24 protein-coding genes are annotated in these 25,546 nt (G+C 70.1%); 17 read left to right on the forward strand and 7 right to left on the reverse strand.

Annotated features, from left to right (window positions below; translation table 11 throughout):
* Positions 1-60 precede the first annotated feature (60 nt).
* A complete protein-coding gene (locus ACIPVN_RS11785; protein WP_400442921.1) occupies positions 61-456 on the forward strand; it encodes a hypothetical protein in 396 nt (131 codons plus the stop codon).
* Positions 457-481: 25 nt separating this feature from the next.
* Here ACIPVN_RS11785 and ACIPVN_RS11790 read toward each other — a convergent pair whose 3' ends face one another.
* The 3 genes from ACIPVN_RS11790 to ACIPVN_RS11800 form a co-directional block, all read right to left on the reverse strand.
* Positions 482-1,921: an MFS transporter gene (locus ACIPVN_RS11790; protein ID WP_400442923.1), complete on the reverse strand. Its 1,440-nt coding sequence runs from the start codon at positions 1,919-1,921 to the stop codon at positions 482-484.
* 49 nt (positions 1,922-1,970) lie between these two features.
* Positions 1,971-2,384 carry a VOC family protein gene (locus ACIPVN_RS11795; RefSeq protein WP_400442925.1) on the reverse strand — a complete coding sequence of 138 codons (414 nt, stop codon included), beginning with the start codon at positions 2,382-2,384 and terminating at the stop codon, positions 1,971-1,973.
* Between the two features lie 164 nt (positions 2,385-2,548).
* Positions 2,549-4,018 (reverse strand): peptide MFS transporter, encoded by a 1,470-nt coding sequence (locus tag ACIPVN_RS11800; RefSeq protein ID WP_400442927.1) that lies wholly within the window; start codon positions 4,016-4,018, stop codon positions 2,549-2,551.
* 135 nt (positions 4,019-4,153) lie between these two features.
* Here ACIPVN_RS11800 and ACIPVN_RS11805 point away from each other — a divergent pair, with 135 nt between their 5' ends.
* Positions 4,154-5,539: a glycine--tRNA ligase gene (locus ACIPVN_RS11805; RefSeq protein ID WP_400442928.1), complete on the forward strand. Its 1,386-nt coding sequence runs from the start codon at positions 4,154-4,156 to the stop codon at positions 5,537-5,539.
* 21 nt (positions 5,540-5,560) lie between these two features.
* Positions 5,561-5,788, forward strand: coding sequence for a hypothetical protein (locus tag ACIPVN_RS11810; protein WP_400442930.1), 228 nt, complete (start codon positions 5,561-5,563; stop codon positions 5,786-5,788).
* A gap of 31 nt (positions 5,789-5,819) precedes the next feature.
* Here ACIPVN_RS11810 and ACIPVN_RS11815 read toward each other — a convergent pair whose 3' ends face one another.
* The 3 genes from ACIPVN_RS11815 to ACIPVN_RS11825 form a co-directional block, all read right to left on the reverse strand.
* The gene (locus ACIPVN_RS11815) at positions 5,820-6,245 is read right to left on the reverse strand and encodes a DUF1801 domain-containing protein (RefSeq protein WP_400442932.1); all 426 of its coding nucleotides are present in this window, start codon (positions 6,243-6,245) and stop codon (positions 5,820-5,822) included.
* A 2-nt stretch (positions 6,246-6,247) separates the two neighbouring features.
* The gene (locus tag ACIPVN_RS11820; RefSeq protein WP_400442934.1) at positions 6,248-6,823 is read right to left on the reverse strand and encodes an HhH-GPD-type base excision DNA repair protein; all 576 of its coding nucleotides are present in this window, start codon (positions 6,821-6,823) and stop codon (positions 6,248-6,250) included.
* A 204-nt stretch (positions 6,824-7,027) separates the two neighbouring features.
* Positions 7,028-8,350: a glutamyl-tRNA reductase gene (locus tag ACIPVN_RS11825; protein ID WP_400442935.1), complete on the reverse strand. Its 1,323-nt coding sequence runs from the start codon at positions 8,348-8,350 to the stop codon at positions 7,028-7,030.
* An 83-nt stretch (positions 8,351-8,433) separates the two neighbouring features.
* On the opposite strand from ACIPVN_RS11825, the gene hemE reads away from it, so the two are divergent.
* The 11 genes from hemE (at position 8,434) to ACIPVN_RS11880 (ending at position 17,800) form a co-directional block, all read left to right on the forward strand.
* Positions 8,434-9,462 (forward strand): uroporphyrinogen decarboxylase, encoded by a 1,029-nt coding sequence (gene hemE / locus ACIPVN_RS11830; RefSeq protein ID WP_400442937.1) that lies wholly within the window; start codon positions 8,434-8,436, stop codon positions 9,460-9,462.
* Between the two features lie 121 nt (positions 9,463-9,583).
* Positions 9,584-11,092 carry a protoporphyrinogen oxidase gene (gene hemG, locus ACIPVN_RS11835; RefSeq protein WP_400442939.1) on the forward strand — a complete coding sequence of 503 codons (1,509 nt, stop codon included), beginning with the start codon at positions 9,584-9,586 and terminating at the stop codon, positions 11,090-11,092.
* A gap of 124 nt (positions 11,093-11,216) precedes the next feature.
* Positions 11,217-11,687 carry a hypothetical protein gene (locus ACIPVN_RS11840; protein ID WP_400442941.1) on the forward strand — a complete coding sequence of 157 codons (471 nt, stop codon included), beginning with the start codon at positions 11,217-11,219 and terminating at the stop codon, positions 11,685-11,687.
* 2 nt (positions 11,688-11,689) lie between these two features.
* A complete protein-coding gene (locus tag ACIPVN_RS11845) occupies positions 11,690-12,100 on the forward strand; it encodes a phage holin family protein (RefSeq protein WP_400442942.1) in 411 nt (136 codons plus the stop codon).
* Entirely contained in the window at positions 12,087-12,356 is a 270-nt protein-coding gene (locus ACIPVN_RS11850) for a hypothetical protein (RefSeq protein ID WP_247624410.1), read from the forward strand. The genes ACIPVN_RS11845 and ACIPVN_RS11850 overlap by 14 nt, the downstream gene beginning before the upstream one ends.
* A gap of 102 nt (positions 12,357-12,458) precedes the next feature.
* Positions 12,459-13,136, forward strand: a complete 678-nt coding sequence (gene hemQ / locus ACIPVN_RS11855; RefSeq protein WP_400442944.1) for a hydrogen peroxide-dependent heme synthase — start codon at positions 12,459-12,461, stop codon at positions 13,134-13,136.
* Positions 13,137-13,143: 7 nt separating this feature from the next.
* Positions 13,144-14,136: a hydroxymethylbilane synthase gene (gene hemC / locus ACIPVN_RS11860; RefSeq protein WP_400442946.1), complete on the forward strand. Its 993-nt coding sequence runs from the start codon at positions 13,144-13,146 to the stop codon at positions 14,134-14,136.
* Positions 14,136-14,936, forward strand: a complete 801-nt coding sequence (locus ACIPVN_RS11865; protein WP_400442947.1) for a uroporphyrinogen-III synthase — start codon at positions 14,136-14,138, stop codon at positions 14,934-14,936. Before hemC ends, ACIPVN_RS11865 begins: the two co-directional genes overlap by 1 nt.
* Complete coding sequence (hemB, locus tag ACIPVN_RS11870) at positions 14,933-15,910, forward strand: porphobilinogen synthase (RefSeq protein ID WP_247633731.1); 978 nt, start codon at positions 14,933-14,935, stop codon at positions 15,908-15,910. The genes ACIPVN_RS11865 and hemB overlap by 4 nt, the downstream gene beginning before the upstream one ends.
* 32 nt (positions 15,911-15,942) lie before the next feature.
* Positions 15,943-17,265, forward strand: coding sequence for a glutamate-1-semialdehyde 2,1-aminomutase (locus ACIPVN_RS11875; RefSeq protein ID WP_400442949.1), 1,323 nt, complete (start codon positions 15,943-15,945; stop codon positions 17,263-17,265).
* A gap of 85 nt (positions 17,266-17,350) precedes the next feature.
* A complete protein-coding gene (locus ACIPVN_RS11880; protein ID WP_247624416.1) occupies positions 17,351-17,800 on the forward strand; it encodes a hypothetical protein in 450 nt (149 codons plus the stop codon).
* Between the two features lie 72 nt (positions 17,801-17,872).
* Here ACIPVN_RS11880 and ACIPVN_RS11885 read toward each other — a convergent pair whose 3' ends face one another.
* Positions 17,873-19,867 (reverse strand): ATP-binding cassette domain-containing protein, encoded by a 1,995-nt coding sequence (locus ACIPVN_RS11885; protein ID WP_400442951.1) that lies wholly within the window; start codon positions 19,865-19,867, stop codon positions 17,873-17,875.
* Between the two features lie 112 nt (positions 19,868-19,979).
* On the opposite strand from ACIPVN_RS11885, the gene ACIPVN_RS11890 reads away from it, so the two are divergent.
* The 3 genes from ACIPVN_RS11890 (at position 19,980) to ACIPVN_RS11900 (ending at position 25,187) form a co-directional block, all read left to right on the forward strand.
* Positions 19,980-21,041, forward strand: a complete 1,062-nt coding sequence (locus ACIPVN_RS11890) for an enoyl-CoA hydratase/isomerase family protein (RefSeq protein WP_400442953.1) — start codon at positions 19,980-19,982, stop codon at positions 21,039-21,041.
* Between the two features lie 157 nt (positions 21,042-21,198).
* Positions 21,199-22,926: an ABC transporter ATP-binding protein gene (locus tag ACIPVN_RS11895; RefSeq protein ID WP_400442955.1), complete on the forward strand. Its 1,728-nt coding sequence runs from the start codon at positions 21,199-21,201 to the stop codon at positions 22,924-22,926.
* Positions 22,923-25,187 (forward strand): ABC transporter ATP-binding protein, encoded by a 2,265-nt coding sequence (locus ACIPVN_RS11900; protein ID WP_400442957.1) that lies wholly within the window; start codon positions 22,923-22,925, stop codon positions 25,185-25,187. Before ACIPVN_RS11895 ends, ACIPVN_RS11900 begins: the two co-directional genes overlap by 4 nt.
* The last annotated feature ends 359 nt before the right edge of the window (positions 25,188-25,546 follow it).

Raw genomic sequence — 25,546 nt, forward strand, 5'->3', positions numbered from 1 at the left:
CTGGGTCCCTGAGCCTGTCGAAGGGTCCACGCGGAGGCAGCCGAGCGCTAGGCTCGCCGGATGACCCGCCCCGACTGGACCCCGCACCGCCGTGACGACGGCGAGCTGCTCGGCTGGATCCACCCGGTGGGCGATGACTGGGTGGCCGTCGATGTGCTCGGGCGGCCGGCATCCGTCCCCACCGACTGGCTCGACGCCGAGGCCGCCCTCGACGAGCGGGGCATCGCGTGGCTCGCCGATCCGTGGATGCTCGACGGCGAAGCCGCCCGCCCGCTGCGTGTGCGCATCGTCGAGGTGACCCCCGATCGAGACGGCGTTCCGGGACGCATCGTGGTGAAGGTCGACGACTTCGGCGACGTCACGCGTCCGCCGACCGAGCGGTTCGAGCTGCCGTGGCCGATCCCGAACCGTCTGCGCCCACCGCGCACCGACGACCCGGACCCGCGCGCCCTCTGACCCGCGCGGCGGGAGAGGAACGGGCTCAGGGCAGCGACGGATGCTGCTCGGAGGCGCGTTGCTTCGGGATGAAGAGCGACAGCACGAGGGCCACGATGCCGGCGGCGATCGCCAACCAGAAGCACACCTGGAACGCGTCGTGCGTCGGCACCGCGACGCCGTCGACATCGATGCTCATCGCCGCGAGCACCCCGCCCATGACGGCCGAGGCGCTGGAGGTGCCCACCGAGCGGAAGAGCGCGTTGAGGCCGTTCGAGGCGCCGGTCTCGTTCGCCGGAACCGAGCGCATGATGATCATCGGCATCGCGGCGAAGGTGAACCCGATGCCGACGCCGATGAGCAGGTTGCCGACGAGGATGTGCCACACCTCGCTCGACAGCAGCAGCACGAAGACGTAGGCGAGCACGATGGCCGCGGCGCCCACCGTGAACAGCGGTCGGGGTCCGACCGTGCGCTCCAGCCAGCCCGACAGCGGCGAGATGACCATCATCACGAGGCCGGCGGGCATCACCACGAGCGATGCCGAGATCATGTCGAGTCCGAAACCGGCACCGGTGCCGGCGGGCATCTCGAGCATCTGCGGGAAGGTCACGTTCGAGGCGAAGAGGGCGAAGCCCATGCCGATCGCGGCGATGTTGGTGAACAGAACGGCGGGGCGCGCCGCGACGCGCAGGTCGAGCAGGGGATCGGTCGTGCGCAGCTGGTACCAGCCCCAGACCAGCAGCACGACGAGGCCGCCGATGACGCAGGCGAGGGTCGGGAGCGACGTCCAGCCCCATTCCGCGCCGCGCGATACGAAGAGCAGGATGCCGGTCAGGCCGATCGCGAGGCCGATCGCACCCAGCACGTCGAGGCGCCCGGGCGAGCGGAGCACGTCTTCGGGCACGACGAAGAAGATGAGCAGCAGCCCCACCGCGCCGAGGGCGGCGGCGAGCCAGAACAGGGCGTGCCAGTCGGCGTTCACCGCGAGGTACGCGGCGATCGGCATGCCGAGCGCGCCGCCCACGCCCATCGTCGCGCTCATGAGGGCGACCGCGGTGCCGAGGCGCTCGGGAGGGAGCACGTCGCGCATGATCGCGATGCCCAGCGGCACCACACCCGTGACCGCACCCTGCAGTCCGCGCCCGATGATCACGCCGATGATCGAGCCCGACAGGGCGGCGATCAGCGACCCGACGATCAGGAGGGCGAGCAGCACGATCGCCACGCGGCGCTTGCCGTACATGTCGCCGAGGCGGCCCGAGATCGGCGTCGCGACGGCGGCGACGAGCAGCGTGATCGTGACGACCCAGGTGGTGTCTTCGCGCGACGAGTTCAGCAGCGCCGGAAGCTCGGCCTGCAGCGGCACCACGAGGGTGAACATGAACGACGAGCACAGGCCCGCGAACGCGAGCACCGCGACGATCGCCCATCGCGGGGTGTTGCGTGAGAGTCGTCGTCTGGCCTTGTCGTCGTTCACTCCCACCGACTCAGGCTATCGGCGTCTGAGAGGGGTGAGGGTCGTGGGGAGCCGCTCATCGCGGTGGCAGGACGAAGTCACCCGTCTCGCCGGGGTTGACCGCGACCTCCCAGCGGAAGCCGTCGGGGTCAGAGAAGTACCCGGAGTACCCGCCCCACTCGCGCTCGCGCCCCGCACTCACCGCAGCGCCCAGCAGCGCGACCTCGGCGAGCACCGCATCGACCTCGGCCGGAGTGGCGAGGTTGTGGGAGAGCGTGATCGGAGCGACGCCGGATGCGGGAGCCTCGCCGATCTCAGCGGTGAAACCGTCGACCGACCACAGCGAGAGCATGAGCCGCTCGCCGATCGGGAGCATCAGCACGTCGTCGCCCGAGAACATCGGCTCCCACCCGAGCCCGTCGACGTAGAAGGCACGGGTGCGCGCGAGGTCGGAGACGGCGAGAGTGATGAAGCTGACGCGTTGTTCCATGCAGGCGAGTCTGTCACCGGCGTCCGACATCTGGAACCGGCATCCAGCATCCGGGATCCGGCATCCGGTTCGGGGGCCGAAGCGCCGGATGTCGGACACATCGCGCCGATCCGTCCGACATCTGTCCCGGCGGCCCCCGAACTGTCCGCCCCGGCTCGTCGCCGTCAGCGAACGTCTTTCATGAGCTTCAGTACCGGCTTGATCGACAGCAGCAGCCCGATGCCGACGAGGATCGCGATGCCGCCCAGGATCGAGAAGTACGGCACCTCGTCGTCGGGGTCGTAGAACCCGACGAGCCAGCCCGAGATCGCCGTGCCGAGCGCGACCGAGAGGAAGAACAGCGCCACCATCTGCGTGTGGAACACCTTCGGGGCGAGCTTCGTCGTCACCGACAGGCCGACGGGCGAGAGCAGCAGCTCCGCGACGGTGAACACGAAGAGGATGCCGACGATGGCCAGCAGCGGCGTGGAGTTCGGCCCCCCGCCCGCGAACGGGAGGAACAGCAGGAAGGCTGCGCCCATGATGATCGCACTGAGCCCGAACTTCGCCGGCGTCGACGGCTGGCGCTTTCCGAGGCGGGTCCAGATGGCGGCGAAGACGCCCGACAGGATGATGATGAAGACCGGGTTGATGGACTGCACCCACGAGACCGGCATCTCCCAGCCGAACAGGTCGCGATTCAGACGCTCGTCGGAGTAGACCGTGAGCACGGTGAACTGCTGCTGATATAGCGACCAGAAGGCGACGCTCGTGACGAACAGCGGCAGGAAGCCCCACACGCGCGAGCGCTCGGTGGCGTCGATGCGGCGGCTCGAGAGGATCACCGCGAAGTACGCGATCGCGGCCGCGACGGTCACCCCGATCACGATCGGCGCGAGGTTGTCGGCGCGGATGACGCCGACCAACACCAGCACGACGATGACGATCACGGCGGCGAGGCCGACGACGGCTACCATCGGGTAGCGCGCCTTCGGGAGCGGGTTCGGCACGCGGCGCGCCTCGTCGGGCAGGGCGCGCCGCCCGAAGGCGTACTGCACGAGACCCAGCGTCATGCCGATCGCCGCCAGCCCGAATCCGTAGTGGAATCCGAGGGTCGACTGCAGGATGCCGGTGAGGATGGGCCCCAGGAAGGCGCCCAGGTTGATGCCGAGGTAGAACAGCGAGAAGCCGGCATCCCGGCGCACGTCCTCCGGAGCGTAGAGCGTGCCGACCACCGAGGTCGCGTTGGCCTTGAGCCCTCCCGAGCCGAGCGCGACCAGGATCAGGCCGACCCCCACACCGAGCAGCCCCGGCAGCAGAGCGAGCGCGAGGTGCCCGGCGACGATGACCATCGCGCTCACGAAGAGCACGCGCTCCGACCCGAACAGGCGGTCCGCGAGCCACGCGCCGAGGATGGTCGAGAGGTACACCGAGCCGCCGTAGGCGCCGACGATTCCGCCGGCGACCGCCTGGGGGATGCCGAGGCCGCCGTCGGTCACGGAGTAGTACAGGTAGATGAGCAGGATGCCCTGCATGCCGTAGAAGCTGAACCGCTCCCACATCTCGACGCCGAAGACGTGCACCAGCGCCCAGGGTTGCCCGAAGAAGCGGGTGTTCTCATCACGGTTCTTGCGGGGCTGTGCGGTCGTGCTCATGGTTAGACGGTAGTCCCCATGGTCGCCGTGCACGAGGCTCGGGCCGCTCCGCCATCGCGAGGGGCCGCAGATAGAATGAGGATGCCGCGGCATCCGCGTGCCGCATCCCACTCGCATCCGACCATTGGAGCCACCATGGCCGAACAGTCCCGCCTCGACAAGGTCATCGCCCTCGCCCGCCACCGCGGGTTCGTGTTCCAGGCGGGTGAGATCTACGGCGGTTCGCGCTCGGCCTGGGACTACGGCCCCCTCGGCACGGAGCTCAAGGAGAACATCCGTCGACAGTGGTGGCAGACGTTCGTGCGCGGCCGCGGCGACATGGTCGGCCTCGACTCGAGCATCATCCTGCCCAAGCGCGTGTGGGAGGCCTCCGGCCACGTCGCCACCTTCACCGACCCGCTGGTCGAGTGCCTTCACTGTCACAAGCGCTTCCGTGCCGACAACCTCGTCGAGGACTTCGAGGCGCGCAAGGGCCGCACGGCCGAGAACGGCCTCGCCGACGTGCCCTGCCCGAACTGCGGCACCAAGGGGCAGTACACCGAGCCCAAGTCGTTCTCGGGTCTCGTGAAGACGTACCTCGGTGTCGTCGACGACGAGTCGGGTCTCTACTACCTGCGCCCCGAGACCGCGCAGGGCATCTTCGTGAACTTCTCGAACGTACTCACCGCCAGCCGCAAGAAGCCGCCGTTCGGCATCGGCCAGGTCGGCAAGGCGTTCCGCAACGAGATCACCCCCGGTAACTTCATCTTCCGCACGCGGGAGTTCGAGCAGATGGAGATCGAGTTCTTCACGCCGCCGGCCGACGCGCAGGAGTGGTTCGAGCACTGGGTCGAAGCCTGCTGGAACTGGTTCATCGACCTCGGCATCGACCCCGAGAACATGCGTCAGTTCGACGTGCCCGAAGACGATCGCGCGCACTACTCCGCCGGCACGATCGACGTCGAGTACAAGTTCGGCTTCGCGGGCAAGGAGTGGGGCGAGCTCATGGGCGTCGCCAACCGCACCGACTACGACCTGTCGAGCCACAGCGAGGCCTCGGGCCAGAGCCTGACCTACTTCGACCAGGCGACCGGCGAGCGCTACACGCCGTTCGTGATCGAGCCGTCGTTCGGTCTGACGCGCGCCATGATGGCCTTCCTCGTCGACGCGTACCGCGAAGAAGAGGTGCCCAACGCCAAGGGCGGCACCGACGTGCGCACCGTGCTCAAGCTCGACCCGCGCCTCGCGCCGGTCAAGGCCGCGGTGCTGCCGCTGTCGCGCAACGAGCGCCTCTCGCCGCTCGCCCGCGAGGTCGCCGACACCCTGCGCAGCTCGTGGGCCGTCGACTTCGACGACGCCGGCGCGATCGGACGCCGCTACCGTCGCCAGGACGAGATCGGCACCCCGTTCTGCGTCACCGTCGACTTCGACTCGCTCGACGACCGTGCCGTCACCGTGCGCGACCGCGACACGATGGCGCAGGAGCGCGTCTCGATCGACGAGCTGCACCAGTACCTGGCCGAGCGCCTGAAGGGCGCCTGAGCCGCGGCATCCGATCAGCGGATGCCGAAACCCCCGGTTCTCGTCGAGGCCCCCACCTGCACGCGTGCAGAAGTGGGGGCCTCGTGCGTGTCCGGGGGCGTCGGCGCTGGGCTCGTCCCCGGTATCGATCTCACCGGGTACGGCGTGGGGCATCCGTCGGGTCTGTACCTCGCCGCCGCCGGATGCCTGCTCGCGATCGTCTCGGCGATCGTGGTGTCGTGGGTGGCCCTGGTCGAGGTGCTGCGCTGAGCGCAGCGCCAGAGTGGCGGATGCCGCGGCGTCAGCCCGTGACGGTGAGCTGCATCTCGGGGGTGCCGCCCGCCTCGGCCCAGGCGAGCGAGCGTTCGAGCACGCCCCGCAGCACGTCGAGGTCGATCTCTTCGAGGTCTGTGATGTAGAGGCATCCGGCTCCCGTGGTGTGCGGTCCGAGCGCGGCCAGGGCCTCCTCGTGCGCGGCGACGCCGTCGAGCAGATAGATCGTCGTCGCCGCCTTGCGCGGCGCGAAGGCCAGCAGCCCGGTGTCGCCCTCCGAGCCGGACGGGTACCGGTAGTGGCACGAGCCGAAGCCGACGATCGTGCCCCAGGTCGCGGGCTCCCGACCGGTGATCTCCTGCATCAGGGCGGTCAGCGTCTCGGCATCCCTCCGGCGCTTCGCCGGAACCGAGCGGGCGATCAGACCCGCGACGTCGTCACCGGTCTGCTTCATGATCAGGCCTTCTCGGCCTTCGCGGCGGCCTTCATCGCCTTCTTGTGCTCGCGCACCTTGGTGAGCGACTCGGGCGAGACGATGTCGGCGACGCTGCGGAACGATCCGTCGACACCGTAGTCGCCCGCCGCCTCACGCCAGCCCGCGCCGGTGAATCCGTACTGCTTGCCGAGCAGCGCCAGGAAGATCTTCGCCTTCTGCTCGCCGAAGCCCGGCAGTGCCTTCAGCCGCTTCAGTACCTCGGCGCCGTTCGGGTCGCCCTGCGTCCAGATCGCCGCGGCGTCTCCGCCCCAGTCGTCGACGATGGTCTGGCACAGCGTCTGCACGCGCGTCGCCATCGATCCCGGGAAGCGGTGCACCGCCGGCGTCGTCTTGAACGCCTCGAGGAACTCGTCGGGGTCCATGCTCGCGATGGCCGAGGCATCCGTCGCACCCGTGCGCTGCTCGATCTTCAACGGACCCGCGAACGCGGTCTCCATCGGCACCTGCTGATCCAGCAGCATCCCGACAAGAAGGGCGAGCGGGTTGTCGGTCAGGAGCGCGTCGGCGGCGGTGTCTCCGGTGATGTGAAGGGCCATGCGTTCATTCTCGCACCGGGTGCGGTCGCCCACGGGGCGCTGCGCGATGGATGCCGGGCACGGATCAGCGGCGTGTGGGGTCAGTTCGGGGGCCGAAAGGACGAATGTCGGACCGATCGGGCGCGAATATCCAACATCTGTGCCGGAAGCCCCCGGTTTGGACAGTGACAGCCCGGGTTCGGACAGCGGTGGTCCGGGACGACGTCAGGCGGAGGCGGCGTCGTCGAGCGGTGAGACGGCCGATGCGGCGGGCGCCTCGGGCGTCAGGCCGTAGAGCGTCGAGAGTGCGGCGGCGAAGTCGTCGGCGCGACCGGCGGCGGCGAGCTCGTGCGCTCGGGTCGTCGGGGTGTGCAGCAGCACTCCGGTGAGGTGGCGGAGGGCCTGCTCGACCTTGCCGTCCTCGTCGCCGCGCGCGCGGGCGCGGCCGATCTCGGAGTCGAGCAGCGAGAAGATGTGCGAGCGCAGGGCGATCACCGACGGGGTCACGCTCTGGCGAGCGCCCACGACGTGGAAGGTGTCTGCAGCCTCGCGCACGACGCTGCGTGCGGCATCCGTCGCCTGCAGCTCTTCGAGCGGGGCGTGCAGACGGATGGTCTCGAGGTCGAGCAGCGCGACACCCTCGAGGGTGGCGACGGCCGGGTCGACGTTGCGGGGCATGCCGAGGTCGACGACGAGCTGGTTGCCGTGGGCGACCGGGCAGGTTGCGGCCGAGGCTGCGGTGAGTCCGGCGGGCGCCTGCAGGTGCTGCGGCCCGAGCACCGGCTCGGTGGCGGTGGTGCACGTGATCAGCAGGCTCGACCGGGCGGCCGTGCGCGCGTAATCGGCCTCGGCGACGGGACGGATGCCGTGCTTCGCGGCGAAGATCTCGGCGCGGCCCGAGGGCGAGTACACCGAGATGTCGACGGCGCCGCGCTCGCGGAGCGTGGCGAGGGTGACCGCGGCGTAGGCGCCCGTGCCGACGAGCAGCACGCGCTCGGCCGACCAGTCTGCGATGCGGCTGTCGGCGAGTTCGAGCGCGAGGCGCACGAGCGAGCGACCGGCGCGGCCGAGGGCCGTGACGTTCTTGACCTTGCGCTGCGCCTGGCTGGCACGCTGGAAGAGGCGCTCGAGCTCGGGGGAGGTGGTGCCTTCTTTGCGGGCCGACTTGAGGGCACGGCGCACCTGGCCGGCGATCTCGCCCTCGCCGGAGACGACGGATTCGAGACCGGACGCCACGGAGAACAGATGCTCGGCGACACGGCGGCCCGAGTGCACGGTGTAGGCGCCGTCGAGTTCGGTGGCGGGAACGCCGGTCGCGGCCTCGACCGCTTCGAGCACGGCCTCGACGCCGATGGCGCCCGCGGCGGTGACGGGTTCGTCCATTTCCACGTACGCCTCGAAGCGGTTGCACGTCGCGAGAACTACGGCACCCTGCACGCACGGAGTCATGCCCACGAGAGTGGGGGCGACGTCGTCGGGGGTGCGGCTCAGGCGTTCGAGCAGATCGAAGCTGGCGGTCTTGTGACTCGCCGTGACACACAGCAGCACCCTTCGATTGTACCGGAGGCTCCCGGCGCCGAGGTCGCCCGGCCCACAGCATCCGCATCGGGGGCGGATGCGAGGATGGAGGCATGGCCCTCTCCGACGCTCCGCTCCTGCGCGCCCTCGCGGGCGAACGCCCCGCTCAGACCCCCGTGTGGTTCATGCGCCAGGCCGGCCGCTCGCTGCCCGAATACCGCGAGCTGCGGGTGGGTACACGCATGCTCGACGCCTGCCTCACCCCCGACCTCGCCGCCGAGATCACGCTGCAGCCGGTGCGCCGGCACGGCGTCGACGCGGCCGTGTTCTTCAGCGACATCGTCATCCCGCTGCGCCTGGCCGGAGTCGAGGTCGAGATCGAACCGGGGCGCGGGCCGGTGTTCGCGAACCCTGTGCGCACGGCATCCGACGTCGACCGCATCACGGCGATCGATCCCGCCTCGCTCGACGCCACCGCGATCTCCGAGGCCGTGCGCCTCACCGTCGCCGAGCTCGGCGACACCCCGTTGATCGGCTTCGCCGGCGCCCCCTTCACGCTCGCGGCGTATCTCGTCGAGGGCGGCCCGTCGAAGGAGCACCTGCGCGCCCGGGCCATGATGCACGCCGACCCCGACTCGTGGAACCGCCTCGCCGGATGGCTGGCGCAGGTGTCGCGGGTGTTCCTCTCTGCGCAGCGCGACGCCGGCGCATCCGTCGTTCAGCTGTTCGATTCGTGGGCGGGCGGCCTGAGCCCCGCCGATTACCGCGCTTTCGTGCGCCCGTACTCGAAGACCGCGCTCGAGGGCATCGGACTGCCGACCATCCACTTCGGCGTCGGCACCGGACCGTTCCTCGCCGACATGCGTCTCGACGGTGCGGCCGACGGCGTCGGCGTCGACTGGCGGCAGCCGCTCGATGAGGCCGCCTCCGTGCTCGGACCCGACACCACGGTGCAGGGCAACATCGATCCGGCGCTGCTGTCGGCCCCGTGGCCGGTGCTCGAGGCGCACGTGCTCGACGTGCTGCAGCGCGGCCGCGCCGCCCGGGCGCACATCGTCAACCTCGGCCACGGCGTGCCGCCCGAGACGGATCCCGATCAGCTCACGCGCATCGTCGAGCTGGTGCACGCGCAGCGCGCCTGACGCGTCACCCCGTGAGGGGTCGCAACACGCCGCGCCGCCGCTCGGCCGTGCGGCGCGTCGTGACCTCTCACCGGGTTATCCCCGGCCGAGGCCTGAGCGGGGCGATGCGAGGATGGAAGGCATGACCGAGCCCTCCGAACTCGCCGCCCGCGCCGCCGAGAAGCACGTCGTCGTGATCGGCGGTGGGATCGGCGGCCTCATCGCCGCCCGTGAGTGCGCCAAGGTCGGCATGCGCGTGACGGTGCTCGAAGCCTCGGATGCCGTGGGCGGCGCGATCCGTCGGACCGAACTCGACGGGGTGGCCCTCGATGCGGGGGCGGAGAGCTTCGCGACCCGCGGCGGGCACGTGCGTGCGCTCCTCGCCGAACTCGGCATCGATGACCGCATCGTCGCGCCCGCTCCCGGAGGGGCCTGGCTCGCCGGGGTTCCGGGCATCGGGGCCGCGCCGCTCCCCGTCGGCGGCCTGCTCGGCATCCCCGCCAATCCGTTCCAGGACGACGTGCGCCGCATCATCGGCTGGTCGGGCGCCTGGCGCGCGTACCTCGATCGGGTGCGTCCGCCGCTGACCATCGGGCACGAGCACAGCCTCGGCAAGCTCGTCTCGACGCGTATGGGCGACAAGGTGCGCGACCGACTCGTCGCTCCCGTGACCACGGGTGTCTACTCCGCGTCGCCCGCCGACATCGACGTCGATATCGCCGCCCCCGGGCTCAACGCAGCGCTCACGCGCACCGGTTCGCTGTCGGGCGCGGTCGCGGCGCTGCGTGACGAAGGAGCCGCCCGTGCTGCCGCGAAGAAGCCGGGAGCCGCCGTCGAGGGTCTCGACGGCGGCATGACCGTGCTCGTCGACGCGCTGCTGGCCGACCTCGAGAACTTCCGCGTCGAGGTGCGCACGTCCTCGCCCGTGCGCACGATCGGCCGCGACGGAGACGGCTGGATAGTCGGCTCCGCCGCGCCGGTCGACCCTGCCGACGAGCTCGCGCCCGAGCTGTCCGATGACGAGATCGTGGCGGTCGCGGAGGAATGGCAGGCGGATGCCGTCGTCGTCGCCGTCGACGAGCGCACGGCTCGTGCGCTGCTCGCCGACGCGGTGCCCGCACTCGTGTCGGCCGACGACGTGCCGGCGCCCGAGATCGAGATCGTGACCCTGCTCCTCGACGCTCCGGCGCTCGATGCGGCTCCTCGCGGCACCGGAGTGCTGACGGTGCCCGGCAGCCACGTGGCCAAGGCGCTCACGCACTCCACCGCGAAGTGGGAGTGGGTGCGCCGGGCGGCGGCGGGGCGTCACGTCGTGCGCGTGTCGTTCGGCGCACAGGGCGAGCCGGCCGCCACCGCAACGCTCGACGACGATGCCGCGGCCGCGCTCGCGCTGAGCGAGGCATCCGCTCTTCTGGGCGTCGATCTGGCGCCGTCGGCGCTGGTCGCCGCGCACCGTTCACGCTATGTGCAGGCGCAGCCGGCGTCGGTGATCGGATCGGCTGAGCGTCGTGCGGCGGCACGCTCCGCCGTGCACGCCGTTCCGGGCCTCGCGGCGGTGGGCGCCTGGCTCGCGGGCACGGGGCTGGCGCAGGTGATCCCCGATGCGACCGACGAAACCGACCGCCTGCGACGCACCCTGATCTGGGAGTGAGCGCTTCGCGCCTGTCAACCCCCTGCCTTCTCAATGCCGAAATCGGCATATGGGGTTACGCTGGGTACCTGGCCGACGGGGATCGAACGCCTGCGGCTCGACCGGAACAACGTGAGGAGACCCCATGAAGGGGAAGATCGGACTCGTCGTCGGAATCGGCGTGGGATACGTCCTCGGAACGCGCGCCGGACGCGAGCGCTACGAGCAGATCAAGACGCAGTGGCTCAAGGTCTGGAACCTCGACCCCGTGCAGGAGCGCGTCGAGCAGGTCAAGGACTTCGTGGGTCAGAAGGCCGCCGCGGTTCCGGGCGCCCTCTGGAACGGCGCCGTCAAGGTCGTCAAGTCGGTCGGCAGCGACGGTACCCCCGGGCAGAAGCTCGACTCGGTGATCGCCGCGGGCAAGGATGTCGCCGACGACCTCGAGGATGCCGCCGAAGAGGTGAAGGATCGCGTCGAGGAGGCCAGGAACTCGTCGACGAAGTCCTCCCCGAAGACCTCCTCCGCGAACGCCTCCGCCTCGACCGGTGCCGCGCGCAAGCCCGCCGCCAAGAAGTCGGCGACGACCAAGCCCGCCGCGAAGAAGACCGGGAACTGACCATGCCCCGCGGCTATCGCGACCGCGCCGATGACAGCTTCCTGTCGCTGATCGGCGACCTCCCCGAACTCGTCTCGAACCTCGTCAAGGCCGAGATCAACGCCGCCAAGGCGTGGGTCTCCCGCACCGCGAAGGATGCCGGTGTCGGCGCCGTCTGGTTCGTCGTCGCCCTGTTCTTCCTGTTCTGGGCGATCCCGGTGCTGCTGGTCTTCGCCATCGCGGGCATCGCCTCGTGGTGGCCGGTGTGGCTCTCGGCGCTGGCGGTGTTCGGCATCCTGATCCTGGCCGTGCTGTTCTTCGCACTGCTCGGCCTTCTCAAGTTCCGCAAGGTGCTGCGCCGGGAGAATCCCGCGCAGGCCGTCGCCACAGACGTTCGCATCGTGAAGGAGGCCGGCGACAATGACGAATTCTGACCTGCCGATCACCGCCGTCCCCGGCGGCATCGTCGACCCCGTCGCCTCGGCGCGGGCAGAGCTCAAGGCTGCTCTCGCGGCGATCGAGATCAAGGGCAACGTGCCGCGTCGCCTCGACAAGGCCTCCAAGCGCGCAGCCGTGCGACTGCGGCTGTTCTCCGAGCGCAACCCCGCAGGGGCGATCGCGATCGCCGTGGGCGCGGCGGCCGTCGTCGGCAGCGCCGTCTGGGTGATCGCTCGGGCGATCTCGCGCTGATCCCGTCTTTTCGCGACGCCTCGGAACCCGCTTCCGGGGCGTCGCGTTTTTGCACGCTCGGCCGCATTCGCAGCCATCCGACAAAAGGGGCAGACTGGGACCATGTCCGATGAGAGCGCAGAGAACCCGTCCGGCTTCACCCTCTGGGCCGTGTGGCGACGCAATCCCGACGTGCCCGTCACCGAGTCCGACTCGACCGAACTCGAGACGATCGTCTCGTACGTCGAGGACTCCGGGGTCACCGTCCGGGGCTTCTACGACGTCTCGGGCCTCAAGGCCGACGCCGACCTCATGGTGTGGCTGCACGGCGACACCGCCGAAGAACTGCAGAAGGCGCTGCGCCGCCTGCGCCGCACCGAGCTGCTGCGCTCGCTCCTGCCCGTCTGGAACGTGATGGGGGTGCACCGCGACGCCGAGTTCAACCGCTCGCACGTGCCCGGCTTCCTCCGGGGCGTCGAGCCCAAGGACTGGCTCTGCCTCTACCCGTTCGTGCGCACGCCGGAGTGGTACCTGGCACCCGAGACCGATCGTCGCGCCATGCTCGCCGACCACGGTCGCAAGGGTGCCGCGTTCACCGGCGTCGTCGCCAACACCGTCGCCGCGTTCGCCCTCGGCGACTACGAGTGGATCCTCCCGATGGAGGCCGATGACCTCACCGATCTCGTCGACATGATGCGCGACCTCCGCTACACCGAGGCCCGCCTGTTCGTGAAGGAGGAGGTGCCCTTCTACACGGGGCGCAGGCTCCGCTTCGACGAGATCGCGGACGTGCTGCAGTAGGCCCGCCGTGAGTTCCCCGATCCGCCTCGGTACCCGCCGCAGCGCTCTCGCGCAGGCCCAGTCCGGTCACGTCGCCGCCGCCCTCGAGAAGGTCGTCGGCCGCCCCGTCGTGCTCGTCCCGATCACCTCCGAGGGCGACACCAACCGCGCCTCACTGTCGGAGATCGGCGGGCAGGGCATCTTCGCCACGCGTCTGCGCGAGGCGCTGCTCGCGGGGGAGTGCGACTTCCTCGTGCACTCGCTCAAGGACCTGCCGACCGCGATCCCCGAGGGCCTCGTCATCGCTGCGACGCCCGTGCGCGAGGATGCGCGTGACGTCGCGATCACCCGAGGCGGCACTCCCCTGCACGAACTGCACGCCGGGAGCACGGTCGGCACGGGCTCGCCTCGCCGAATCGCCCAGGTGCGTCGCCGGGCCCCTCACTCGACCGTCGTCGATCTGCGCGGCAACGTCGACTCGCGTCTCGCGCGCGTCGCCTCCGGTGAGCTGGATGCCGTCATCCTCGCCGCCGCCGGCCTCTCCCGGCTCGGCACCGACTCCCCGCTGCATCGTGAGGAGCTCGGGCTGAGCGAGTGGCCGACCGCTCCCGGGCAGGGAGCCCTGGCGGTGGAGACGACGACGGATGCCCCGGCCGAGCTGCGTGAGGCCCTCGCCGTTCTCGACGATGCGCCCACCCGTCTCGCGATCACTCTGGAGCGCGCGATCCTCGAGGGTCTGGACGCCGGATGTCAAGCCCCCATGGCCGCGCATGCGGTCGTCGAAGGCAGCGAGATCCGCGTCAGGACGGTCGTGTACGCGGCCGATGGCGGTCGCAGGATCGGGCTCGACGTCACCGAACCCCTGAACGAGGGGTATATTCAACGGAACGGCAGTGGCAATGATGCGGATGCTGCCGATGGTGCAGATCCGATCCAGGCCGTTCGAGCGCTGGGATTGGCTGTCGCCCGTCGGCTGCTCGAACAAGGGGCGGCCGAACTCGTCCCCCGAGAGCAATCCTGATGACCACGACACCCGAATCGAAGCACGACAAGCCTCTAGACGGCTGGCGGATCCTCGTCCCCCGCGGAGGCCCGTGGGGCGACGGCGTCGCCGCGAGCCTGCGTCTGCAAGGAGCGGTCCCCGTCGTCGCGCCCCTCATCAACTTCGCCCCGACGACCGACCAGGCAGCCCTCGACGTCGCCCTCGCGCAGCTCGCCGCCGGTGCCTACGACTGGCTCACCGTGACGAGCGCGACCACGGTCGACGTGCTCTTCGCGCACCGTGCGGTGGTGCCGGCGACGACGCGCATCGCGGCGGTCGGCGAGACCACGGCCGCGGCGCTGCAGGCCGTCGGGTACGAGGTCGCGCTGGTGCCCACGCAGGACAACTCGGCCGAGGGGATGGCGCAGCAGATGATCTCGCTCGAGACCGAGCCGCGCCGCATCCTCGCTCTCCGCAGCGAGATCGCGAAGCCGGTGCTGAGCGTGCAGCTCACCGAGGCCGGTCACGACGTCGACAGTGTGGTGGCGTACCGTACGGTCGGCGTGCCGGTGACGGATCGCATCAAGCGCGACGTCGAGAACGGCCGCATCAACGCCATCCTCATCACGAGCGGTTCGGTCGCCGAGCAGGTGCGCGAGCAGTTCCCCGTGATCCCCGACGACACGTTGCTCGCCGCGATCGGTCCGCGCACCGCGCGCGATGCCCGTAACGCCGGGCTGCCGGTGTCGGTGGTCGCGGACCGTCAGACGGTCGACGCGCTCATCGATGCGGTCTCGCACTTCACCCTTCCGCACGCGGCAGACGAGTTCACGCCGTGAGCTTCCCCGAGGTGCGCCTGCGACGCCTGCGCCAGTCGCCGGCTGTCCGCCAGCTCGTGCGCGAGACCAGCCTCCAGCCGCAGCAGCTCGTGCTGCCGATGTTCGTGCGCGAAGGACTCACCGACCCGGCGCCGATCGGCTCGATGCCCGGTGTCGTCCAGCACTCGATGGACTCGCTGCGCGCTGCGGCGGTCGAGGCGGCGGAGGCCGGGGTCGGCGGCGTCATGCTCTTCGGCGTTCCCGCGGTACGAGATGCCCGGGGCTCCGGCGCAGACGCTCCGCACGGCATCCTGAACCTCGCGACCGAGGCGTTGGCGGCCGAGGTGGGCGACGCCCTCGTCGTGCAGACCGACCTGTGCCTCGACGAGTTCACCGACCACGGCCACTGCGGCGTGCTGGCCGCCGACGGTTCCGTCGACAACGACGCGACCCTCGAGCGCTACACCTCGATGGCTCTCGCCCAGGCGAGGGCCGGCTCGCAGCTGCTCGGGCTCTCGGGCATGATGGACGGCCAGGTCGCCGCGATCCGCCGGGCGCTCGACGCCGAGGGGTTCACGCGCACGATCCTCATGTCGTACGCGGCGAAATACGCGAGCGCGTTCTACGGCCCCTTCCGCGAGGCGGTCGACTCGCAGTTGACCGGCGACCGCCGCACCTATCAGCTCGATCCCGGCAACCGCCGCGAGGGCGTGCGCGAGGCCGTGGTCGACGAGCAGGAGGGCGCCGACATCGTGATGGTGAAGCCGGCGATGGCCTTCCTCGACGTCCTCCGGGAGGTGCGCGACACCGTCCATATTCCGGTCTGGGCATACCAGGTGTCGGGCGAGTACGCGATGATCGAGGCCGCCGCGGCGAACGGATGGATCGACCGCCGCGCGGCGATCCTCGAGTCGCTGCTGTCGATCCGGCGTGCCGGTGCCGACGCGGTTCTGACGTACTGGGCGACCGAGGCCGCCCGCTGGCTGCGCGACTGATCGGTCGCCGCCGCATTTCGAGAGGAAGCACCATGTCCGATCGCAACGATGATCTCTTCTCCGCCGCCCGTGCGGTGATTCCCGGCGGCGTGAACTCTCCTGTCCGCGCCTACGGCTCGGTCGGCGGCACGCCGCGATTCCTCACGTCCGCGCAGGGCGCGACGGTGACGGATGCCGCGGGCACGACGTACATCGACCTCGTCGCCTCGTGGGGCCCGGCGCTGCTCGGTCACGCGCACCCGGAGGTCGTCGCGGCGGTGCAGGAGGCCGCGACCCGTGGCCTGTCGTTCGGGGCGCCCACCGAGGGTGAGGTCGAGCTCGCAGCACTGATCGCCGACCGTGTGCGGTTCGGCGAGATCCGCCCGATCGAACGCGTGCGTCTGGTGTCGACGGGAACCGAGGCGACCATGACCGCGATCCGCCTGGCTCGCGGCGCGACCGGCCGCGACCTGCTGGTGAAGTTCGCCGGTCACTACCACGGTCACTCCGACGGGCTTCTCGCCGCGGCGGGCTCGGGCGTCGCGACGCTCGCGCTGCCGGGATCCGCGGGCGTCCCCGCGCCGATCGCCGCGCAGACGCTCGTGATCGACTACAACGACCCGGAGGCGCTGGCGGCCGTGTTCGCCGAGCACGGCCAGCGCATCGCGGCGGTCATCGTCGAGGCATCCGCGGCGAACATGGGCGTCGTCGCACCGCTCCCCGGGTTCAACCGCCTCATCGCCGACACGGCCCATGCGCACGGCGCGCTGATGATCCTCGACGAGGTGCTCACCGGGTTCCGGGTGCACCCGGCCGGATTCTGGGGCTTGCAGGCCGCGGAGGGCGAGGACTACCTCCCCGACATCGTCACCTTCGGCAAGGTCGTCGGCGGGGGGATGCCGCTGGCAGCCCTCGGCGGACGGGCCGACGTGATGGACCTCCTGGCGCCGCTGGGGCCGGTCTACCAGGCGGGCACGCTCTCGGGGAATCCGCTCTCCGTCGCGGCGGGTCTCGCCACGCTGCGTCTGGCGACGCCGGAGGTCTACGCGACGATCGACGCGGCAGCCGACCGGCTCTCGCGCGCGCTCGATGCGGCTCTCACGGATGCCGGCGTCGAGCATGCGGTGGCGAAGGCGGGAAGCCTGTTCAACGCCTCGTTCCGCGCCTCCGCCCCGCGTGACTACGCCGAGGCCCAGGCGCAGGAGACGTTCCGCTACGCGCCGTTCTTCCACTCGCTGCGAGAGCAGGGGATCGCGCTGCCGCCGAGCGTGTTCGAGGCATGGTTCCTCACGGCCGCCCACGGCGACGAGGAACTGCTGCGTATCGAGGCGGCGTTGCCCCTCGCGGCCGCTGCCGCGGCATCCGCTCGTCCCTGAGTGAGCGCTTTCCCACAACGGATCGTTGTGTTCCTGTGAGCAAGATCCAGACAACTGGGGGGATGCCGCTGGCAGACTGGGTGTCATGGTGACGTTGCTGTTGGATCAGACGCAACTCGAGATCGTGCTCTCGCCGCTGGAACGCGCCGCGAGCTTCCACCGCGACAACCTCCGCATCGTGCGCGAGACGATCACCAAGGTGCAGCTCACCGATGACGCATGGACCTGGCTGCGCGGTGTGCCCAACCCCGGCACCCACATCCCCGGCATCCTCGCCGCCGGCACGTGGAAGGCCGCGGGCAGCACCGACTTCGTGCTCATCCGCAAACGCCGCCCGAGCGTCGTGATCGATCTCACGGGCGATGAGCAGTACCGCCGTCTCATTCTGACCACCCGGCACGGCCTCGCCCTGACGCAGGCCCTGCGGCTCGAGGTCTCCGAGGAGCCCGCCGATGTCGAGGAGATCGTGTCGACCGGGTCGATCCCCACGACGAAGCAACCCCGGCGGCCGGTGATCCGACCGCGGCCCGCCTGAGTTCCCGCCTCTGCGCAGTGAGACGCCCTCCGCGACCATCGGGTCGGGAGGGCGTCTCGCTGAGCGGGTCGATCAGTCGCGGGGGCGGTACTCGCCGTGCTCGTGGTGCTGCTCGACCTCGCCGCTCTGGTCGTAGTCATCGGCGTTGGCGAGCTCGTCATCGGTCGCCGTGAGCGGGATCTCCGGGATGATCTCGATCACGGTCGTGCGCGGTGCGCCGTCGAGGGGAGCGCCCTCGGTGGGAGCGTCGTCGTCGTCGGTGGGAGCGTCGTCGGATTCGGCGTCGTCGGGCGCTTCGCCGTCGGATGCCTTCTCAGCAGGGGACTCGTCGGTCGCCGTGTCGGCTTCGATCTGTGCGTCGGCTTCCGTCTGCGTGTCGGCGTGCTGCGCGGAGGTCGCGGCGTCGGCGTCGCCCGCTTCGGAGGGCGTCTCGCCGAAGGGGTAATCCCGCGGCTCGTCCTCGAAGTAGGTGCGGGCGGCATCGGCGAGCATCGAGCTGACCGCGGCCGAGCGCGGGTCGGCGTCCTCGTCGACGGTCGTCTCGCTGCCTTCGGCGGACCCGTCGGCCGGGCCCAGGTCGTCGAACACCTCGACCCCGGCCTCCTCGCCGATCGGAACACCGGCGGCTTCGCCGTCGACGGCGGGGGTGGGAGCCTCCGCACCCGGGAACGAGGTGGCCTCCTCCTCGGCGGCCGAGCCGTTGCCGAAGAGGATGTCGTCGAACGAGGGGAGCCCTGCGGCCGACGCGTCGACCGATGCGGCCTGCGCGGCATCCGCATCGGTGACCGTCTGGTCCGCAGGCGTCTGGTCCGCAGGCGTCTGGTCCGCAGGCGTCTCGTCCGTAAGCGTGTCGTCGGCTGCTGCGTCGTCGGATGCCGTGTCGTCGTCGACGGAGACGTCGACCGATCCGTCGGCATCCGCTTCGTCCGTGACGATCTCGCCGTCGTTCAGGATCGCGGCCCCTGCTCCGGATGCGACCACTGCTGCGGCGACGGGACCACCGGGCACCGCCGCGGCGGCATCGGTGGCGATCGCGGAGGCGGTCATCGCCGCCGTGTCGTCTGCCGCGACCTGCTCGTCGGCGTCTGCCGGAGCGGGCGTCTCGGCGACCGCCGCCGGCGCTGCAGCCGGAGCGACGAGCTGCGTGGCGAGCAGGCCCGTGTGCGGCTCGAGCCGGCCGCCGCGGGTGAGCTGGATGAAGACGTCTTCGAGCGTCGGACCGCGCTGCACGAGAGTGGTGAGGGCGATCCCGGCATCCGCGGCGACGGCACCGACCCGGCGGGCGTCGGTGCCGCGCACCGTGAGCCCGGAACGGAGGATCTCGATGTCGAAGCCGGCGGCGGCGAGAGCGGCGGTGAGCGCGGCGCGATCGGCCGCATCGACGATGACGGCGCCGGCCGAAGGATCGGCGAGCTCCTCGATGCCGCTCGCGAGCACGAGCCGCCCCTTCGACAGCACGAGCACGTTGTCGGCGACCTGCTCGACCTCGCTCAGCACGTGCGACGAGACCAGCACCGTGCGACCCTCGTCGGCGAGACGGCGCATGAGCAGGCGCATCCAGCGGATGCCTTCGGGGTCGAGCCCGTTGGCCGGCTCGTCGAACACGAGAGCCCCGGGGTCGCCGAGCAGGGCGTGCGCGACGCTCAGGCGCTGGCGCATGCCGAGCGAGAAGCCGCCGATACGCGAGTCGCCCTCGTTCTCGAGCCCGACCAGGGCGAGCACCTCGGCGACGCGGCCGAGCGGGATGTCGTTGGCCTTGGCGGCGATCGTGAGTTGGCGGTTCGCGGTGCGGCGCGGGCGGTAGGCGGTCTCCTCGAGCACCGAGCCGATGACGCGCAACGGCTGGCGGAGCTCCGCGTACGACTGGCCACCGATCGTCGCGGTGCCGGAGGTCGGACGCACCTGGCCCAGAAGCATCCGCAGCGTCGTCGTCTTGCCTGCCCCGTTGGGGCCGAGGAACGCGGTGACCGCACCCGGCTCGATCCGAGCAGAGAAGTCGGAAACGGCGGTCACCTCATTGAAGCGCTTCGTCACGCCCGTGAATTCGAGAACCTGTCCGTCGGTCATGCGCGACCTCTCCTTGCTTGGTCAATTCCCCCTATCCTGCCGGAAAACCGTCCGGATCGCGTATTTCCTGTGGATTGCGAGCCCTCGAGGCGACCGGGGTAGCCTGGCTCCCGTGACCGAGACCTCTGCTGCCGACCGCGTCCTCGTCCGCACGGAAGGGGCTCTCGGGCGGCTCACGCTTCAGCGTCCCGAGGCGATCAACGCCCTCGACCTGGGCATGGTGCAGGCGCTCACCGCGGCGCTCGACGCCTGGCGCACCGACACCGACGTGCAGATCGTGCTTCTCGACGGCGCGGGCGACCGCGGTTTCTGCGCCGGGGGAGACGTGCGCGCTCTGCACGCGCAGATCGTGTCGGGGCATCCCGAGTCCACTGCCGACTTCTTCCGCGCGGAGTACGGGCTCAACGCCCTGATCGCCGAGTACCCCAAGCCGATCGTCGTCTTCGCCGACGGCATCACGATGGGCGGCGGCATCGGACTCGCGGGGCACGCGACGATCCGCATCGTGACCGAGCGCTCGAAGCTCGCGATGCCCGAGACGCGCATTGGCTTCACCCCCGACGTCGGTGGCACGTGGCTGCTCGGCCGTGCGCCGGGACGCCTCGGCGAGTACCTGGCCCTGACCGGCGGCTCGATGAGCGGGGCGGATGCCATCGCCCTCGGTTTCGCGGACTACTACGTGCCCTCCGCCCATCTCGACGCCCTGCGCGAGGCGCTCGCGTTCCGGGCCGATCCGACGGGGCCGAGCGAGATCGTGCTGCTGTTCGACGAGACACCGGAGCCCTCGGAACTGTCGCCGTCGCCGCAGTGGATCGATGAGGCCTTCTCCGCGGACTCGGTCGTCGAGATCGTCGAGCGGTTGCAGGCGCAGGGAACCACGGATGCCGCGGCCGCGGCCGACCTGCTCGAGGGGCTCGCGCCGACGGGGTTGGTCGTGACGCTCGACGCCGTGCGCGAGGCGCGCGCGGCGTCCGGGCTGCGGGAGGCCCTCGAGGGCGAGTACCGGCGGGTGCTGTGGTTCGTGCACGAGCATCCCGACCTCGTCGAGGGCATCCGCGCGCAGCTGGTCGACAAGGACCGCAACCCGAAGTGGCAGCCCGCTTCGCTCGCCGAACTGGGGGCGGATGCCGGAGCGGATGCTCGTGCGTACGTGCCGGCGACGCCGCTGTTCTGAGCCCTAGCGCGGCTGTCGATGGGTTCGCTGTGAGCGAAGGTTCCGAACTCGGCGGTACGAATGTCGGAGCTTCGTGTCACGCTGTGTTGTGGCCGATCCCGGTCGGCATCTTCCCCCACACCTGAGTCCACAGCTTCATCTCTCAGAAAGTCCGCCTGTGCTGGGTAAAATTCTCGTCCGATATCTGTCCCGCTATAAGTGGCTGCTGGTCGGCGTGCTGGTCTTCCAGCTCGCGAGCGCCTTGGCGACCCTGTACCTCCCGCGTCTCAACGAGGACATCATCAACAAGGGTGTCGCGCTGTCCGACACCGCCTACATCTGGCGGACCGGCCTCTTCATGCTCGCCGTCTCCCTCGGGCAGATCATCGCCGCGATCGTGGCGACCTACTTCGCCGCCAAGGCCGCGATGGGTGCCGGCCGCGACATCCGCGCCGATGTGTTCAGCAAGGTGAACGGCTTCTCCGAGCGCGAGGTCTCGCAGTTCGGCGCGGGCTCGCTGATCACCCGCAACACGAACGACGTGCAGCAGGTGCAGATGCTGGCGATGATGGGCGCGACCATGCTGGTCACCGCTCCGCTCCTCGCGATCGGCGGCATCATCTTCGCCGTGCAGACGAATCCGGGGCTGAGCTGGCTCATCGCCGTGTCGGTGCCGTTGCTGCTCGTCGTCGCCGGTCTCGTCGTCAGTCGCATGGTCCCGCTGTTCCGCAGCTACCAGGGCAAGCTCGACACCGTGAACCGCGTCATGCGCGAGCAGCTCACCGGAGTTCGCGTCGTGCGTGCGTTCGTGCGCGAGCGCATCGAAGAAGAGCGCTTCCGCGGAGCGAACACCGACATCATGGTCGTCGGTCGCAAGGTCGGTTCGCTCTTCGTCCTCCTCTTCCCGCTTTTCATGCTCATCCTCAACGTCACGGTGGTGGCGGTCGTCTGGTTCGGCGGCGTCGAGGTGAACGCGGGCACGGCGCAGGTCGGCACGATCTTCGCGTTCATGCAGTACGTCGGGCAGATCATGGGCGGCGTCATCATGGCCAGCTTCATGGCGATCATGATCCCCCGGGCGGCGGTCTCGGCCGAGCGCATCGGCGAGGTTCTCGACACGCCCTCGAGCATGGAGCGCCCGACGAACGGCGTCGCGTCGTTCCCCGTTCCCGGTTCGGTCGCCTTCGACGACGTCGAGTTCACCTACGCCGGGGCGGACTCCCCGGTGCTCTCCGGCATCAGCTTCGCCGCCGAGCCGGGCGAGACCGTGGCGATCGTCGGCTCGACCGGTGCCGGTAAGACGACGCTCGTCTCGCTCATCCCGCGTCTGTTCGACGTGTCCGGTGGTGCGGTGTTCGTGGGCGGTGCCGACGTGCGCACGGCCGATGTCGACGCGCTGTGGGCGACGATCGGGCTCGTGCCGCAGCGTCCCTTCCTCTTCACCGGCACCGTCGCGTCGAACCTGCGCTACGGGCGCGAGGAGGCCACCGACGAGGAGCTCTGGCATGCTCTCGAGATCGCCCAGGGGCGCGATTTCGTCGAGGAGATGCCCCAGGGGCTCGACTCGCGCATCACGCAGGGGGGCACCAACGTCTCCGGCGGTCAGCGTCAGCGTCTCGCGATCGCTCGCGCCATCGTGCACCAGCCGCAGATCCTCGTCTTCGACGACTCGTTCTCGGCGCTCGATCTCACGACCGATGCGCGTCTCCGCCAGGCGCTCTGGCGCGAACTCCCCCATGTGACGAAGATCGTCGTCGCGCAGCGCGTTTCGTCGATCACCGATGCCGACCGCATCGTCGTCCTCGAGGGCGGCACCATGGTCGGCGTGGGCACGCACGAAGAGCTGCTCGAGACGAGTACGACCTATCGAGAGATCGTCGAGTCGCAGCTGGGGGTCGACGCATGAGCGCGCAGAACGAGACGCCGAAGCGTCGAGGTCGCGGCGGCAAGATCACGGCCGCCACGTCGACCGTCGAGCCGGAACTCACCGACGACGAGAAGTACGAGGCCGAACTCGCCGAGCAGGCGCGCCAGAACAGCGGCGACTGGGACAGCGTCGCGCCGGGCAAGGCCGACAACTTCGGCAAGAGCTTCGCCCGCATGATCGGTCTGCTCAAGCCGTCGGCCGTATGGTTCGTCCTGGTCTCGATCTTCGGTGCGATCGGTGTCGTCCTGACCGTCGCCGCGCCCAAGGTGCTCGCCGAGGCGACCAACATCATCTACACCGGGTTCCTGTCGAATCAGCTCGCGCAGCCGGTGGGAGACGCTCCGGGGCTCCCGGTCGGCACCTCCCAGGCCGACGCCGTGTCCGCACTGCGAAGCGTGGGCCAAGACGACTTCGCCAACCAGATCGCCGCGCTCGACAGCTTCCGGGTCGGTGACGGCGTCGACTTCGACGGTCTGCGCTGGGTCATCGCCGCAGTGCTCGCGATCTACGTCGTCGCCGCTTTCCTCGAGTGGCTGCAGGGCTATGTGATCAACGTCATCATGGTGCGCACGATGTGGCGTCTGCGCGAGCAGGTCGAGGCGAAGATCAACCGACTTCCGCTGTCGTACTTCGACAAGGTGCAGCGCGGAGACCTGATCTCTCGCGTCACGAACGACATCGACAACATCACCCAGACGATGCAGCAGTCCCTGTCGGGGGCGATCACGGCCGTGCTCACGGTCGTGGGCGTGCTCGTGCTGATGTTCTCGATCTCCTGGCAGCTCGCGCTCGTCGCCCTCGTGGCGCTTCCGCTCATGGGCGTCATCTTCGGGATCATCGGGCCGCGGTCGCAGAAGGCCTTCGGCACGCAGTGGCGCAAGGTCGGTCGTCTCAACGCGCGCGTCGAGGAGGCGTTCTCCGGGCACGCGCTCGTCAAGGTCTTCGGGCGCGAGCGCGACGCGCTCGACCGCTTCCAGGACGAGAACGAAGAGCTCTACCAGGCCGCGTTCAAGGCGCAGTTCCTGTCGGGCATCATCATGCCGGGCATGACCTTCGTCGGCAGCCTCACCTACGTCGGCATCGCCGTTCTCGGTGGTCTGATGGTCGCCAGCGGCCAGCTTCGCATCGGAGACGTGCAGGCTTTCATCCAGTACTCGCAGCAGTTCACGCAGCCGCTGTCGCAGCTGGGGGGAATGGCGGCGGTGGTGCAGTCGGGCACCGCCTCGGCCGAGCGCGTCTTCGAGTTGCTCGACACCGAGGAGCAGGAGGCCGACGCCGTAGACGCCCCGGGGCTCGTGGAGGGCCAGGGCGTCGTGGAGTTCGAGAACGTCGCGTTCTCGTACACGCCCGAACGTCCGCTCATCACCGACCTCTCCTTCCGGGTCGAGCCGGGGCAGACGGTTGCGATCGTCGGCCCGACCGGCGCGGGCAAGACCACGCTCGTCAACCTCATCATGCGGTTCTACGAGCTGAACGGCGGGCGCATCCTGCTCGACGGACAGGACATCTCGGAGGTCACGCGCGACGAGCTGCGTTCCCGCACCGGCATGGTGCTGCAGGACCCGTGGCTCTTCAACGGCAGCATCCGTGAGAACATCCGGTACGGGCGTTCCACCGCGACCGATGACGAGGTGCTCGCGGCCGCGAAGGCGACGTACGTCGATCGCTTCGTGCACGCCTTGCCCGAGGGCTACGACACCGTTCTCGACGAGGACGCGTCGAACGTCTCGGCGGGTGAGCGCCAGCTCATCACGATCGCCCGTGCGTTCGTCGCGAAGCCGTCGATCCTGATCCTCGATGAGGCCACGTCGGCGGTCGACACCCGCACCGAGTTGCTGCTGCAGAACGCGATGGCAGCGCTCCGCGAAGGCCGAACGTCGTTCGTGATCGCTCACCGCCTGTCGACGATCCGCGATGCCGACCTCATCCTCGTGATGGAGCACGGCGACATCGTCGAGAAGGGCACGCATGACGAGCTCATCGCTGCGCAGGGCGCCTACTGGCGGCTCTACCAGTCGCAGTTCGAGCAGGCGGCGACCGATATCGATGCCGAGGAAGCCCTCACCGGCTCGACGCCGACCGTCGTCACCGGCGACGCCGACGACGAGAACGCGGCCGAGCAGGCCGCGGCGGATGCCGTCACCGGCGCATCGGTCGGCGCGCAGCAGCCCGCCGCCGAAGCTGCCGCGGCTCGGGCCGTGATCGAGCATCCGTCCACCGACGGTGGCACCCGCGGCTGACCCGCCGCGCCTGACCGCCGCAGATACTCGGGCTCGCGCCCGCCGAAGCGCCTCGACTCGCATCCCGCGGGCCGGGGCGCTTCGCATACGGCAGGCGCTGGCTTGAGAACCCGCGCGCCGCGCATCCGCTCGCCGTCGCCGCGCATCCGTTCGTCCCGCTCATCTGCACGAAGTGCGCACGTCTGCGCGATGATCCCGCGACTTTCACCGTGCAGACATGATCCGTCCGTGCAGGCGTGATGGCCGGGTCAGGTGCAGGGAGAGATGACATCTGCAGGGAGGTTCGGCGGGATTCTCCCTGCGCATGTGGCGCTTCCCTGCGGATGGAGAGGGCGCGAAGGGCGGCAAGAGCGCGAGAG

Origin of the sequence: Microbacterium sp. NPDC090003, assembly GCF_044748385.1 — a bacterium.
Taxonomy (GTDB): Bacteria; Actinomycetota; Actinomycetes; order Actinomycetales; family Microbacteriaceae; genus Microbacterium.